General features: G+C 60.1%; 15 protein-coding genes and 1 pseudogene. 7 read left to right on the top strand and 9 right to left on the bottom strand.

Translation table 11 applies throughout. The annotated features are described in order from the left end of the window. Window positions 1-9 precede the first annotated feature (9 nt). Window positions 10-492 (bottom strand): disulfide bond formation protein B, encoded by a 483-nt coding sequence (locus tag PAF20_RS08750; protein WP_271070298.1) that lies wholly within the window; start codon window positions 490-492, stop codon window positions 10-12. Between the two features lie 59 nt (window positions 493-551). Further along, entirely contained in the window at window positions 552-1,148 is a 597-nt protein-coding gene (locus PAF20_RS08745) for a DedA family protein (RefSeq protein ID WP_271070297.1), read from the bottom strand. Window positions 1,149-1,282: 134 nt separating this feature from the next. On the opposite strand from PAF20_RS08745, the gene ypfJ reads away from it, so the two are divergent. Continuing rightward, a complete protein-coding gene (ypfJ, locus tag PAF20_RS08740) occupies window positions 1,283-2,122 on the top strand; it encodes a KPN_02809 family neutral zinc metallopeptidase (protein WP_271073284.1) in 840 nt (279 codons plus the stop codon). A gap of 33 nt (window positions 2,123-2,155) precedes the next feature. Here ypfJ and PAF20_RS08735 read toward each other — a convergent pair whose 3' ends face one another. Beyond that, window positions 2,156-2,341: a hypothetical protein gene (locus tag PAF20_RS08735; protein ID WP_271070296.1), complete on the bottom strand. Its 186-nt coding sequence runs from the start codon at window positions 2,339-2,341 to the stop codon at window positions 2,156-2,158. A 62-nt stretch (window positions 2,342-2,403) separates the two neighbouring features. Here PAF20_RS08735 and PAF20_RS08730 point away from each other — a divergent pair, with 62 nt between their 5' ends. The 4 genes and pseudogenes from PAF20_RS08730 to PAF20_RS08715 all read left to right on the top strand — a co-directional run bounded on the left by PAF20_RS08730 (window position 2,404) and on the right by PAF20_RS08715 (window position 7,449). Then, window positions 2,404-2,856: a type II toxin-antitoxin system RatA family toxin gene (locus PAF20_RS08730; RefSeq protein ID WP_271070295.1), complete on the top strand. Its 453-nt coding sequence runs from the start codon at window positions 2,404-2,406 to the stop codon at window positions 2,854-2,856. A 275-nt stretch (window positions 2,857-3,131) separates the two neighbouring features. Beyond that, a pseudogene (locus PAF20_RS08725) lies at window positions 3,132-4,028 on the top strand (TAXI family TRAP transporter solute-binding subunit); the annotation flags it as partial. Between the two features lie 139 nt (window positions 4,029-4,167). Next, complete coding sequence (locus PAF20_RS08720; protein WP_271070293.1) at window positions 4,168-7,011, top strand: TRAP transporter permease; 2,844 nt, start codon at window positions 4,168-4,170, stop codon at window positions 7,009-7,011. A gap of 12 nt (window positions 7,012-7,023) precedes the next feature. Beyond that, on the top strand, window positions 7,024-7,449 hold the full coding sequence (locus PAF20_RS08715) for a universal stress protein (RefSeq protein ID WP_271070292.1): 426 nt from the start codon (window positions 7,024-7,026) through the stop codon (window positions 7,447-7,449). Window positions 7,450-7,517: 68 nt separating this feature from the next. Here PAF20_RS08715 and PAF20_RS08710 read toward each other — a convergent pair whose 3' ends face one another. The 5 genes from PAF20_RS08710 to trpA all read right to left on the bottom strand — a co-directional run bounded on the left by PAF20_RS08710 (window position 7,518) and on the right by trpA (window position 10,931). After that, a complete protein-coding gene (locus PAF20_RS08710; RefSeq protein WP_271070291.1) occupies window positions 7,518-8,018 on the bottom strand; it encodes a hypothetical protein in 501 nt (166 codons plus the stop codon). 61 nt (window positions 8,019-8,079) lie between these two features. Beyond that, window positions 8,080-8,796, bottom strand: coding sequence for a TerB family tellurite resistance protein (locus PAF20_RS08705; protein WP_271070290.1), 717 nt, complete (start codon window positions 8,794-8,796; stop codon window positions 8,080-8,082). Between the two features lie 33 nt (window positions 8,797-8,829). Next, a complete protein-coding gene (locus PAF20_RS08700; protein WP_271070289.1) occupies window positions 8,830-9,441 on the bottom strand; it encodes a lysoplasmalogenase in 612 nt (203 codons plus the stop codon). A 103-nt stretch (window positions 9,442-9,544) separates the two neighbouring features. Next, a complete protein-coding gene (locus PAF20_RS08695) occupies window positions 9,545-10,123 on the bottom strand; it encodes a VOC family protein (protein ID WP_271070288.1) in 579 nt (192 codons plus the stop codon). 10 nt (window positions 10,124-10,133) lie between these two features. Then, on the bottom strand, window positions 10,134-10,931 hold the full coding sequence (trpA, locus tag PAF20_RS08690) for a tryptophan synthase subunit alpha (RefSeq protein WP_271070287.1): 798 nt from the start codon (window positions 10,929-10,931) through the stop codon (window positions 10,134-10,136). 113 nt (window positions 10,932-11,044) lie between these two features. On the opposite strand from trpA, the gene PAF20_RS08685 reads away from it, so the two are divergent. Continuing rightward, window positions 11,045-12,370, top strand: coding sequence for a GH1 family beta-glucosidase (locus PAF20_RS08685; protein WP_271070286.1), 1,326 nt, complete (start codon window positions 11,045-11,047; stop codon window positions 12,368-12,370). On the opposite strand, the gene PAF20_RS08680 is transcribed toward PAF20_RS08685, so the two are convergent. Further along, a complete protein-coding gene (locus PAF20_RS08680; protein ID WP_271070285.1) occupies window positions 12,360-13,499 on the bottom strand; it encodes an amidohydrolase in 1,140 nt (379 codons plus the stop codon). The genes PAF20_RS08685 and PAF20_RS08680 overlap by 11 nt on opposite strands. Window positions 13,500-13,543: 44 nt before the next feature. Here PAF20_RS08680 and PAF20_RS08675 point away from each other — a divergent pair, with 44 nt between their 5' ends. Continuing rightward, window positions 13,544-14,131: a DUF4202 domain-containing protein gene (locus tag PAF20_RS08675; protein WP_271070284.1), complete on the top strand. Its 588-nt coding sequence runs from the start codon at window positions 13,544-13,546 to the stop codon at window positions 14,129-14,131. Window positions 14,132-14,145: the final 14 nt, after the last annotated feature.

Genomic DNA, 14,145 nt, shown 5'->3' with positions numbered 1-14,145 from the left:
GGTGCAACGCTATCGGATGCTTATGCCGTGCCCGAAAGCCGAGCGAAGCCAGATGCCTGTCAGAATCGCCGAGCAGATTGCGTTCCAGGCTGCCATCGTCAGGCCAAGGAAATACCACTGCGGCTGATCGCAGCGCACGACTTCGGCCGTTTGCAGTTGCGCCATCAGGTCTTTGGCCGAGAGTGCGCCGATATCGCCCAAGCCCCCCGTGCAGGCCGACGGCCCTTCCCACCAGCCGAATTCGACCCCGGTGTGATAAATGGCAAAGGCGCATGCCAACCCCGCTGCCAGCACGCCCAGCCAGCGAAGCACGCGTCTGTCGATGAAAATCAGCAATGCCGCGATGGCCGCCGCCGCGAGATGTGGCCACCGTTGCAGGATGCACAGCTCACAAGGGACATATCCGATGGATTGAAAGATCAGCGCGGTGATCAGCAGCGCGGCAGAACCTGCGCCTGCGATGATTGCGAGTTGCCGTGAAGAAAGCGTCATATGATCGATCCGTTAACTGGCTGGAGGCGCGCGGAAAATCGGCGCTGAGCCGTCCGCTGTCAATGCGGTTTCCAGGTGATCACGCGATAGAGATAAATCGCGATCACCGCGAATACGATCGTTTTCGACACCGGATCTATGAAGCCAGAGACAAGCTCAAACCGCTCTTGCAGGATCAGACCGGCAACCGTCAGAAGAACCGTCCAGATCACGCTGCCCGCAATCGTCAGGATCAGAAAACGCCCGAAGTTCATACGTGCGATGCCGGCGGGCACGGAAATCAGCGTTCGGATCGCGGGCAGCATTCGTCCGAAAAAGACCGCGGCGCCGCCGTGCCGGTCGAACCACCCGACGGCTCCGTCAATGTCCGAAGGTGACATTGTCAGCACGCGGCCCCAGCGTGCAGCCCAACGTTTCAGCCTCTCTGCACCGAAAAGGCGACCGACGAAATACCACGCGCTCGTCCCTGCGACAGAGCCTGCGGTGCCGGCAAGGATCGTCAGGGCGAGGTTCATCTCTCCTTCGCCGACAAGGAAGCCGGCAAGGGGCATAATGACCTCCGACGGGATCGGTGGAAACAGGTTCTCGGCCAGCATCAGCAGGAACACACCGGGATAGCCCCATGCCTCGATCACCGAAACGACCCACTCAAACATCTGACGACCCCACATAATTTTAGCCCGGTCTCGCCCGGCTTGCCGGAACCGTCAAGCCCGCATAGGGTTGATATCGGCTACGGAGTCCGCGCAGGCAGAACTGGCGTGGAACATTTTGCGGGAGAATGCAGGAAATGGAATGGCGCGGACGGCAGGGTAGCCGAAATGTTCAGGACAGGCGCGGAATGGGCGTGGGCGGTGCGGGAAGCATCGGCGCTGTCGGTATGCTGGCGGTTCTGGCGTTTGGTTATTTCTTCGGCATAGACATCTCGCCACTGGTCAGCCAGACGGGCCAACCCAGCGGAGAGCCCCGTGAGTTGACGGCAGAGGAGCAACAGATGGGCGATTTCGCCTCTGTGATCCTCCGTGAGACGGAAACATCCTTCGGCGAAATCGTGCCGGAGGCGACGGGCCAGTCCTATTCCGATCCGCAAATGGTGCTTTATTCCGGTGTTACGCAGTCTGGTTGTGGCGGCGCTTCGGCGCAGATGGGGCCGTTTTACTGCCCGGCCGATCAGACGATCTATCTTGATACGGATTTCTTCAACGTTCTTGCGAATCGCATGGGTGCGGATGGTGACCTCGCACCGGCCTATGTGATCGCGCATGAGGTCGGGCATCACGTGCAGAACCAGCTTGGTATTCTGCCCAGGGTGACGCAGATGCGCCAGCAAGCCAGTCAGGAAGATTCGAACGCGCTGTCGGTGCTGACCGAATTGCAGGCTGATTGTTTTGCCGGGCTATGGGCGCGCAGCTCTTCGCGGGACCTGCAAATCACGCGGGAAGATATTGGCGAGGCGATGACGGCGGCGGCTGCCGTTGGTGATGATGCACTGATGGAAAGCGCGGGTCGGGCCGTTGTGCCGGATGCCTTCACGCACGGGTCCTCCGCAGATCGTCAGGAATGGTTCATGCGCGGCTTTGAGGCGGGCGAACTGTCATCGTGCAACACCTTCGCCGAAGCAGGCCTCTGACGGATCACCAATGGCCCGGGCTGCCATATCCCATCATTTCGGCAGCTTGGGCCCCCGGTTCCGCTCTATCGTGGCCCAGTCCGGCCAAAGATCCAGCTTCTCGAGGCCGAGCATCACAAGGCCCGCAGCGATAATCGAAAAAACCAGAATCACCATCTTCTTGCTGGGTGGGCGTCGTGCCCATTGTGAAGCCCTCATCAGCCAGGTCAGGTTGTTCATGTTCGCACCTTCGGTTATTTCTGCTGCGCCTCCGATGGCGCACCGACATATATGGACCTGATTTGCCCAAACGCTCTGAAAGCCGCAAGCTGCCTTACTCAGCACGCCAGATGTATGATCTGGTGGCCGATGTTGAAAGCTATCCCGAGTTTTTGCCCTGGAACAGTGCTGCAAGAATCAGGTCGCGGGATCAACGTCCGGACGGCTCGGAAGTTATAGAGGCGGACCTTGTTATTTCCTTCAAGGTATTTCGCGAAAGATTTGGCAGCCGTGTCACGCTTTGGCCCGATGCGATGAAGATCGACACGGATTATCTGGATGGACCCTTTCGCTACCTTCACTCTGGCTGGGCTTTTCACGACCTGCCGGAAGGCGGCTGTCAGGTCGATTTTTTTGTCGATTTCGAATTCAAGAACGCGCTTCTGGGCAGGCTGATCGGCGTCGTCTTTGATGAGGCGATGGGGCGGATTGTCAGGGCGTTCGAGGCCCGCGCCAAGGTGCTTTACGGCAGTTAGGCTTGTGCGACGCGAATTCTGCATGGCCAATTAGGCAGCACAGATAAATGTTGTCCGGGTTTCGTTTTTGACCTGACAATAATTAGTTATATCATAATCTTGCAGGAAATATCTGCGAAAATGTATGAAATGCAGTCCGCTGTTGCACTTTTCGCGAAGATATCGGACGTTTGATCCATGAACCAACCGGGGAGAAAGTAATGAACTTCGTCAAGACCGTAACAGCGGCATTTGCATTTGCGTCAGTGGCGGGCGTTGCCAGTGCGCAGGAAGAAACCTTTATCACCATCGGTACCGGCGGTCAGACCGGCGTGTACTACGTTGTCGGTCAGTCGGTCTGCCGTCTGGTCAACCGCAACACCGAAACCACTGGCATCCGCTGCACCGCGCCGTCGACCGGTGGCTCTGTGGCTAATGTCAACGCCATCAAATCGGGCGACATGACCATGGGCGTCGCTCAGTCGGACATCCAGTACCATGCTTATAATGGTTCTTCGGAAGAGTTCGAAGGCGACAACAAGTTTGAAAACCTGCGCGCCGTGTTCTCGGTTCACCCAGAGCCTTTCACCGTTGTTGCGCGTCAGGATGCCAACATCGCAACCTTTGACGATCTGCAGGGCAAACGCGTGAATGTGGGCAATCCGGGTTCCGGGCAGCTGGCAACGATGCAGGTCGTTCTGGACGCCAAAGGCTGGACCATGGACGATTTCTCGCTGGCATCGCAGCTGCAGCCCAGCGAGCAGTCCGCTGCACTGGGTGACAACAACGTTGACGCCATCGTCTACACCGTCGGCCACCCGAATGGCTCGATCCAGGAAGCAACCTCGACGGTTGAGGCCAATCTGGTGCCGGTCGAAGGCCCGGAAATTGACGCTCTGGTCGAGGAAAACCCCTATTACGCCAAGGCGACCATTCCGGGTGGCATGTATGCCGGTACGGATGAAGACACCAACACATTCGGCGTGAAGGCAACTTTTGTAACGTCTGCCGATGTTCCGGATGAGGTTGTGTATGAGGTCGTGAAGGCGGTCTTTGACAATTTCGACCGTTTCAAGGGGCTGCACCCGGCCTTTGAAAACCTGACCCAGGAAGCCATGGTCACCGAAGGTAATTCGGCGCCGCTGCATCCCGGCGCAGAGAAGTATTACAAAGAGCAAGGCTGGATCGAGTAAGCCTGATCGGGGTCAAACCCGTATGCTGAATATACAGATTGCGGCTCCGCTCTTGCAGCGGGGCCGCTTTTTTATGACAATTAAGTGATAACGTCCAAGATGATGCCGGGAAAAACCGGTCAGGAACAGGGATATAAAGATGAACAGTGACGAAGATCCAAAGGCGGGTGGGGGCGGTCACGACAACCGCAACATTCGCGGCAATCAGCGAGAGGCGGCGGCGGTTGAAAACGTCGCCTCTGGCGCGGGCGGGCTGAGCCAGTCCGAACTGGACGAACTTGTCGCTTCCTCTGACACGGGTGCGCGGACGCCCGCGGGCTGGGTCGGTCGGCTGATCCTGATCGTGGCTTTCTGCTGGTCGCTGTTCCAGATCTGGATCGCGTCACCGCTGCCATTCATCCTGGAAGTCGGGATTTTTGACGAAACGCAGAAGCGTTCGTTCCACCTCGCTTTCGCCATGTTCCTTGCTTATCTGGCCTATCCGGCCGAACGCTCGCCGATTCAGATGGGTCTGGCGCTTGGCGTGCCGATCATCCTGACGCTGCTTTTCATCAATGCCGGGCCAAGCGGCTCTATGTGGTGGATCGCGCTGATCGGTATCGGCATCGTTGTCGCCATCGTGCTGGGCAGCCCAAAGAACTGGGTGCCGCCCTGGGAATGGGCGCTCGCAATCGTTTCGGTCTGCTGTGCGCTTTACATCTATTTCTTCTATGATGAGATCGCCCGCCGCATCGGTCGGCCGATCACGCAGGATCTGGTCATCGCGGTGGCTGGCCTTCTGCTGCTGCTGGAGGTCACGCGCCGTGCCCTTGGCCCGGCGCTGACGGTCGTTGCCTCGGTCTTCCTGATCTACACTTTCCTTGGCCCCTATATGCCCAGCATCATTGCCCATGGCGGCAATTCGCTGGCAGAGGTCGCAAACCACCAGTGGATCACCACGCAGGGTGTGTTCGGCATCGCACTTGGTGTCTCGACAAGCTTCGTCTTCCTGTTCGTGCTGTTCGGCGCATTGCTGGATAAGGCCGGCGCGGGCAACTACTTCATTCAGGTGGCGTTCTCGCTGATGGGTCACATGCGCGGCGGTCCTGCGAAAGCCGCCGTGGTCAGCTCTGCCATGACCGGCCTGATCTCGGGCTCGTCGATCGCCAACGTCGTGACCACCGGCACCTTCACCATCCCGCTGATGAAGAAGGTGGGCTTCAGTAGTGAAAAGGCCGGCGCGGTAGAGGTTGCCTCTTCCGTGAACGGGCAGATCATGCCGCCGGTCATGGGGGCCGCCGCCTTCCTGATGGTGGAATATGTGGGTATCCCATATTTCGACGTCGTTAAGCACGCCTTCATCCCGGCCACGATCAGCTATATCGCGCTTGTCTATATTGTGCATCTGGAGGCGATGAAGGCCGGGATGCAGGGTCTTCCGCGCCCCTATGAGCCCGGTCCGTGGATGCGCCGCCTTGTCGGCTTCGTCTTTGGCGTGATGCTTATCTGTGCGCTGTCCATGTTCGTCTATTACGGCATGGGCTGGATCCGTCCGACCTTCGGAGGTGCTGCGCCGTATATCATCTTCGCGCTTCTTTGCGCGGCCTATGTGGCACTTGTCTGGGTCGGTTCGCGCGAGGCCCCGCTGGAGATCGACGATCCCAATGCCGAGGTGACAGAGCTGCCGATGCCCGGTCCGACCGTGCGTTCCGGCCTGTATTACATCCTGCCGGTTGTGGTGCTGGTCTGGGCGCTGATGGTTGATCGACTGTCGCCCGGCCTGTCAGCCTTCTGGGCGACGGCCTTCATGATCTTCATCCTGCTGACGCAACGCCCGCTGATGGTGATGCTGCGGGGCGAGGACCGCCACGGAATCACCTCTGTGGGTGGTGCGCTGAAGGCGGGTGTTGGCGACCTGGTCGACGGCATGATCTCTGGCGCGCGCAACATGATCGGCATCGGCATCGCCACGGCGACCGCCGGTATCATCGTGGGCGCGGTCAGCCAGACCGGCGTGGGTTCCGCCCTAGCCGATGTGGTTGAGGTCCTGTCGGGCGGTCACCTGCTGGCGATCCTGCTGCTGACAGCCGTGCTGTCGCTGATCCTTGGTATGGGCCTTCCGACAACGGCGAACTATATCGTCGTCTCGGCGCTGCTCGCCCCGGTCATCGTGACGCTTGGGCAGCAGAACGGGCTGATCGTGCCACTGATCGCGGTGCACCTGTTCGTGTTCTACTTCGGGATCATGGCGGATGTGACGCCCCCGGTCGGGCTTGCCTCCTTCGCGGCGGCTGCCGTTTCTGGCGGTGATCCGATCAAGACCGGGGTTGTGGCGTTCTTCTACAGCCTGCGGACGGCGGCGCTGCCATTCCTGTTCATCTTCAACACGGATCTGTTGCTGATCGAAGTGGGATGGATCCACGGCATCTTCGTCTTCGTAACCGCGACGGTTGCCATGCTGCTGTTTGCTGCTGCGACCCAAGGCTGGTTCATCACGCGCAACAACATCTTGGAATCCGTGGCGCTGCTGCTGGTGGCCTTCACCATCTTCCGCCCGGGTTTCTGGATGGATATGGTTGCACCGCCCTGGGATGACCGACCGCCAGCCGAGCTTGCTCAGGCGCTTGAAGAGTCGCCCGTAGGTGAGCCTTTCAGGCTGGTCGTTGCCGGTCTGAACGATGTCGGGGACCCGGTAGAGTTCCGTGTCCAGCTTCCGGTGCCGGAAGGCGAGACCGGCGAAGACAGGTTGGCTGCACTTGGTGTGGAGACCATTCAGAACGGCGATGAGGTCATCATCGACAATGTCGCATTCGACACCCCCGCGCAGGAAGCCGGACTGGACTGGGATCAACAGATCCTGCAGGTTCGTGCACCGGCCGAGGCGCCGTCGAAATACTGGATGTATATTCCGGCCTTCGCGCTTCTTGCGCTTGTGATCTGGATGCAGCGTCGGCGGGCGGGTCCCGGCGAGGCGACACCGGTCCAACGCGCCGCAGCAGCCTGATAGGAGTGGATCATGTATAAAACCATCCTTTTGCCCATCGACGTCCAGCACAAAGCAAGCTGGCAAAAGTCCATACCCGTGGCCCGAGAGCTGCTTGACGACGGGGGCGAGCTGCATTTGCTGGGCATTGTCCATGATGTCGGCAATGCCTGGGTCGCAAGCTATCTGCCCAAAGGGTATGAAAAGCAGGCATTGAATGCGATGAAGGAAAGCCTTGGCGAACTTGTTGCCAAGGAAATGCTGGATGACATACGTATCAAAACGCATGTCGGACATGGCCATGTGACGGAAACGATACTGGAGATGGCGGACAAGATCAGCGCCGACCTGATCGTCATGGCCTCACGCTCGCCCGATGAGATGCGGACCTTCCGGGTCGGCAGTCAGGCTGACAGGATCGTCAGGCACTCTCCCGTCAGTGTCATGATCATTCGCTGACCTTACGGCGACAGAGTTGCGAAAGGGGCGGCATGACCGCCCCTTTTTCATAAGAGTGAGCTAAATGGTCAGAGCTCGGTCTGCGGGACAATAGTGCCTTCAAGGTCGTTCTTATCTGGCCGCGACCATGGATCAAGCGGCGGCCACTGTCCTTCAGGCCGGCTGCCATCGCGTTCGGGCAGCAGACGCTGCAACTCGTCCAGCGAGGGCGGGGGCGGGGCATCGGCGCGCCGGCGAATGATGATGTCGCCGTTATCAAGCCGCTCGGGTCGTTCATAATTTCGGATATCGTCGATCAGGCCCGAAATTTCATTCAAAGCGGGTGCGAAATCGTTCATCGTATTGGCGAGCTCGTCACCAAGTGCGTTCAGATGCGGTTGCAGCCGGTTGAACAGCTGGTTCATCGCGCCGTCGAGTTCATCACCCAGATCCTGACCAAGATCGCCCAGCGGATCGTCTGTGCCAGCGGCAGGCGGATCATCGGCCTGAGGCATCTGCCAGTCCTGCGCATGAACCGGCGCGGCAAGACAAGCCAGCAAGGTCAGAACGGCAAGCGGTTTCTGTGGCATTTCGGGCACCCCCTTACTCCTGTGCTGAAGAAAACGGCAGCGAGCGCGGCGCGGTTCCCGATCAGCTTTGCAGCGACTCGCGGCTTTTGCGGAATTTCTGCCATGCGTCATTGATCGCGCGGGTACGGGCTTCTGCCAGACGGATCGCCTCTTTCGGCAGACCTTCAGCTATTGCCCGGTCAGGATGGTTTTCCCGGATCAGTTCACGCCACCGCTTCCGGCCCGCATCCAGCGAGGCATCGGGCGGAATGCCCAGTATCTTACAGGGCGGGCAGGCAGAATCCGGATCGTGCCGGTCGATGATTCCGGCCATGCGCTCTGCCGAGATGCCGAAGATTGCGGCGATTTCGTCCAGCATCTCACGTTCTGCGGTATGCATCGTGCCGTCGGCGGTCGCGACGATAACCAGGCCCTCGACGACATTTTCCAGGATGGCGTCGCCTGGACTGAACATCCGCGCGATGCGTCGCGCCCAAGCGTCGTAACCGGCAATGTCCTTTCGCGCCAGATCGAAGACCCTGCCGGCATTCTTTTCCTCACTGCGCGGAATGGTGAAGACCCGGCGAAAGGCGGCAACCTCTGCCCGGTCGACGCGGCCATCCGCTTTGGCCAGCTTTGCGCCAAGGGCAATTACGGCAATGGTGAATGCCACGGATTTCTCTGGCGGAGTCGCCGGTCGTTGAGCGCCCACAAAGGCGGCCATACGATCAACGATCCGCCGCCAAAAACTGCGCGGGCGGGGAAGTTCGGGGGCAGGGGCGGCGGCAACGTCCAGCATTCTGCAGATGCTAACTGGATTTGCCGCGCTGCGCTAGTGATGGTCGAGACTGCCAATCAGAATAAGCACTTGCCCGATAAAATAGGCGGGCCAGACCATTTGTGACAGAAGCCTCTGCCTTGACGCTTCACTGGCGACAAAAAGCCGCAGCGCCAGTAGCAGATCGGATATGACGAACAGTGCGGCGCCCGCAATCGCGACTGAATGGCCTGCTGGCAGCGTTGCCGCCGCTGCTGCCATGGCCGTTATGATCCAGACGTAGATCCTGACGGGAAGCTTCAGTTCGCCGGTTCGCGGAAGTAACCAGTATTCCGCAGAAATGGCCAATGCCGCGACAGCAATGGCCCAGAGCGCATGGGCGGCATGTTCGGGTGTGAACATCCAGACCGCGTAACAAGGATGACCCAAAGCAAAGGCGAACACGCCCGCCAGAAAGAATCGGTCCCCCTGCCGGGCGAGGAAATAGTCCCCAACCGCGCCGGCCAATAAACCAAGCGCAATCGCTACCGGAGCCTGACCCATAAGCGCCGCGATGCCAAGAAGAAGCGTCGCCGCAGTCTTGACCGCCCGCGCCTTTGCGTCCGGCGGATCCATCGTCGTGCCACGAATCTGATAACTGGCCGCCGAAAGGCCCGCCAGTATCAATAAAACGACGCTGGGCGATGGCAGCTGCATTATTTGGCCAACGCCCCGTTGATGTCCAATGGCGCGCCGACTTCAGCAACCTCTGCCGCCCACGCAGCGAAGATCACAAGGTGACCTTGCCATGTGGTGTCGAGATATGGGCCACCAAGCCTGTGTCGCCTGCTTTCAGCCGTATGCGCGGATCGGAAACGGGCAGCTTCGGCGGTTTCGGATGTGTCACATCCAGACCCAGCAGCCGGAAACCGTGATCTGGCATATTGTCGGCGGGATGCGGGCCGTCGCCCCAGTCGATGCGCAATGGCTCCAGCCCATCGGTGCCAGAGACGCCGCTGCCGGGTATCGTGATCCGCCAGTGCAGGTCGCCCCGCTGCGCTTTCATGATGCGGCCAGCCTCTGGCGCTTGCAGTTTGTTCGTCCGGCAGACCCAGCTGACAAGCTTTGGCGGGCCCTGAAAATCATCCAGACCGAACCAGCGAGGATGGTTGGGCTGGTTGGCATCCGGGTCCACGGCAATCAGTTCAAGGTATTCGCGAACCCCCATGCGCCACAGCCGGTTATGCGTGCCCATGAAATCATGTTTGCCGCCCGGCTCGGGTGCTGCGTCAAGCAATCCGCTGAGCCATGCCTCGCCCTCGGAAAGGTCGGCGGCGGCGACAACGATATGGTCGAATTCAAGCGACATGCGCGTCCCGTCAGCCTTTGTGCGCCCCTTCAGCCAGCGATGCCACGAATGAAAGGACGTCGGCGGCGGGCTTGCCTTCTGCAATCTTTTTGACGATGGCGCTGCCCACCACGGCGCCGTCAGCGACGGCGGCTATCGACTGCGCGGCTTCGGGCGTTGATATGCCGAAACCAACGACGACGGGCAGGCCAGAAGCCTTGCGTATACGGGCGACATCCGGGGCAACAGCGTCTGCATTGGCCGAAGCCCCGCCGGTGACGCCGGTCACGGCAACGTAATAGACAAAGCCGGACGTGTTGGCGACCACTGCGGGCAGGCGGCGGTCATCGGTCGTCGGTGTCGCCAGCCGGATGAAATTCAGCCCGGCTTCCTGTGCGGGCAGACACAGCTCTGCATCCTCTTCGGGCGGCAGGTCGACGATGATCAGGCCGTCGATGCCTGCGTCGGTCGCATCTTTCAGAAAACCGTCCACGCCGCCGGGTCGCGCATAGATCGAATTGAAGTAACCCATCAGGACAATCGGCGTGCTGCTGTCTTGCTGGCGGAAGTCGCGCACCATCGACAGCGTTTCTGTGACGCTGCCGCCGGCAGCAAGGGCGCGGTGGCCTGCTGCTTCGATCGTCGGGCCGTCCGCCATCGGGTCGGTGAAGGGCATGCCGAGTTCGATAATATCGACGCCTGCCTTTGGCAGTCCGGCAAGGATTTCCGCAGATCTCTGCCGGTCAGGATCACAGGCCATGATATAGGCCACGAATGCCTTGCGGTTATCTGCCCGGAGGCGTTCGAAAGTTGCGTCGATTCGGCTCATGCGTCTCTCCCGTCATTGTTCATCGGGGTAGCGTGTGGGGGCGGCGGGATCAATCCGGGGATTGGCGCGGGCAGGCGGGAGTCGTAGGAATGGGGGCAGATTGGAGGTGCCCGATGACCAGCCCCATGCCGACCCGTAAAGATTTTCCCGAAGGTTTTCTGTTTGGCGTTTCGACCGCGGCTTATCAGATCGAAGGCAGCCGGTTCGGCGGCGCAGGTGCCTGCCATTGGGATACCTTTGCCGCGACACCGGGCAATGTGACTTTGGCAGAGGGGGGCGGTGTCGCCTGCGATCACTATCATTTCTGGGAACAGGATCTTGACCTGATCCGGGACGGCAATTTCGACGCCTATCGTTTCTCGACCAGTTGGGCGCGGGTCATGCCCGATGGTGTCACGCCCAACCCAGAGGGGTTGGATTTCTACGACCGGCTGGTCGATGGCATGGCAGAGCGCGGCTTGACGCCTTCGCTGACCCTCTATCACTGGGACCTGCCTTCCGATCTGGCGATGAAGGGGGGCTGGACCAACCGCGACATTGCCCCCCGGTTTACGGACTATGCGCTTGCCGTGATGAAGCGTCTGGGTGACCGGGTCGACATGACGGCCACGCTGAACGAGCCTTGGTGTATTGCGTGGTTGTCGCATTTTCTGGGTGTCCACGCGCCGGGGTTGCGCGACATTCGTGCTGCCGCACATGCGATGCACCATACTTTGCTGGCGCATGGCACTGCGATGGCGGCGTTGAGGGCGGAAGGTCACGACAACCTGGGCATTGTCCTGAACTTTGAAACCGCGCATCCGGCCAGCCGCAGGGCCGATGACATGCAGGCAGCGCTGCGTCAGGATGCGATCTATAACCGCTGGTTCATAGAGGCTGTGACAGGCGCAGGCTATCCCGCCGCGGCGCTAGAGGGGCTTCAGCCGCATCTGCCCAAAGACTGGCAGGCGGATATGGAAACCATCGCCGCGCCGCTCGACTGGATCGGGATCAATCACTATACGCGGGCGATCTATCGGGCTGTCGATGGTCCGTGGCCAGCCGGCGAAGCAATTCCCGGACCTTTGGCCAAGACGCAGCTTGGCTGGGAAATCCGACCTGATGGGCTGTATGAGTTCCTGATGCGCGTCGGACAGCAGGCAAAAGGAACGCCGCTTTATGTCACGGAAAACGGAATGGCTTGGGATGATCGTGTGCTGGACGGTCATGTCAGCGACGATATCCGTCAGGCCTACATCCGCGACCATCTGGCAGCTGCGAAGCGCGCCATAGACGACGGGGTCGACCTTCGCGGCTTTTTCCAATGGTCGCTTCTGGACAATTACGAATGGTCACATGGCTACGGTCCGCGCTTTGGCATCGTGCATGTGGATTACGAAACGCAGAAACGCACGCCGAAGGGATCATACCTGATGCTGCGCGAGGCGCTTAACCGGTAAGGTCGCGGACGATCTTTTCGAACAGCCTGACAGAGGGCGCAATAAGCTCGTCCGGGTAATCGTAGTTTTCTGCATGAAGCGGCGGATGATCCTTGCCCGCCCCAAGCAGGATCATCGCAGTTTTGGCCGTTGCGCCGAAACGCCCGAAATCTTCTGATGCCCGCATGGGCAACTGCGCGTCAGAGACTTGCAGCCCGACCACCTCTGCCGCGCGTGCCATGATCTCAGCAGCTTCGGGATGATTGATCGAGGCGGCAAATTCATCGTGCCATTCGAACGCCACAGAAAGGTCATGCAGAGATGCGGCCTCTGCGACGATATGCGTTGCCTCCTGCCGCAGCGCGGCCATCGCATCATCGCGCTGCGTGCGCAATGTCACCCAGATCTCTGCCGCACCGGGCGTGATGCCGAATGCCGGTTCCCCCATGTTGATATGGGTGATTGTGACAAGCCTGAAATCGGGCTGCGTCACATCGCTGTGGGCAAGGCTGAGCAGCGCAGGAACGATCGCGGAAAGCGCCAGCGATGGTGTCTTCGCCTTTTCCGGCTCTGACGCGTGTGAAGTCGCGCCGTCCAGCAAGACCCGCATCCCCACCGAGGCGCAATTCATCGCCCCTTTCGAAAGCAGGGCATGCCCCTGCGCCACGCCGGGGAAGTTGTGGATTGCGAAACCGTAGTCGAAACGGGGCATCCGGCTGTCCTGCAACATCGCGGCCGCACCTGCGCCGTTTTCCTCGGCCGGTTGGAACAGCAGCCAGACGGTGCCGCGCTTCGGACGGTTTCGCGCCATCATCCGGCCAAGCCCGGCGACACCAGCCATATGGCCGTCATGCCCGCAAAGATGGGCAATACCTGGCGCTACGGATATATGCGCGGGTCCAGCGGCCTCGGTTATCGGCAATGCGTCCAGTTCAGCGCGGAACATGATCTCCGGCCCCGGTTCGGTGCCGCGAAAAGCCGCGACAACGCCGGTCCCGCCGACGCCAGCGATCACCTCATCCGCACCGAAATCCTGCATCAATCCCGCCAGCAGCGAGGCAGTGGCATATTCCTCGCCCGACAGTTCGGGTGCCTGATGAATTTTGCGGCGCAGCGCGGTCAATTCGGTGATATCGGCATTGGTCAGCATGAATAGCACATGACATGGCCGAAGCGGCGCGGCAAGATGGCGGCATGACACAGAGACTCGACCAAGCCTTCGCCCGGATCGACGCCGCCAATGCCGAAGATCCCAATCTTGAAAATGGCCAGCCGGCAGAGCTGCTTTATGGGCAGCGGATGACCACGGAACAGCGCGGGCTGTATCCTGATGCGTCCGAACCCCTGCAGATCGCCTGCCGGGGCCAGCATATCGAACGCTGGAAGCTGCCGCGCAAGGATTATCCCGACGACCGCAAGGGTTACCTGCAATGGCGCACCGAACAGGGCCGACGCCATGCAGCGCGGGTGGCTGAGATCATGATTGACGTCGGCTACGATCAGAAGGATGCGGATCACGCCGAAAAGATGCTGCGTAAAGAAGGCATAAAGCGCGATGACGAAGTACAGGCGATGGAGGATGTCGCCGTCTTCACCTTCATGCGCCACTACATGGCCCCGTTTTCCGAAACCCAGACGGCAGAGGAGATGGACCGTATCGTCCGCCTGACCGCCCGCAAGATGTCGCCAATGGCGCGGGCACGCGCACTTAAGGAGTTTGCGATTCCCGAACCGCTCGCGTCTTATTTCCGCGATGAAACCCCGACGGCAGAGTCGCGTTGATCACGAAATAAAGG

The sequence above is a fragment of the Paracoccus albus genome, assembly GCF_027913035.1.
In the GTDB taxonomy this organism is placed as follows: Bacteria; Pseudomonadota; Alphaproteobacteria; order Rhodobacterales; family Rhodobacteraceae; genus Paracoccus; species Paracoccus albus.
Note: the sequence above shows the minus strand (reverse complement) of the source record. Positions and strands in the feature narration are given on the sequence as shown.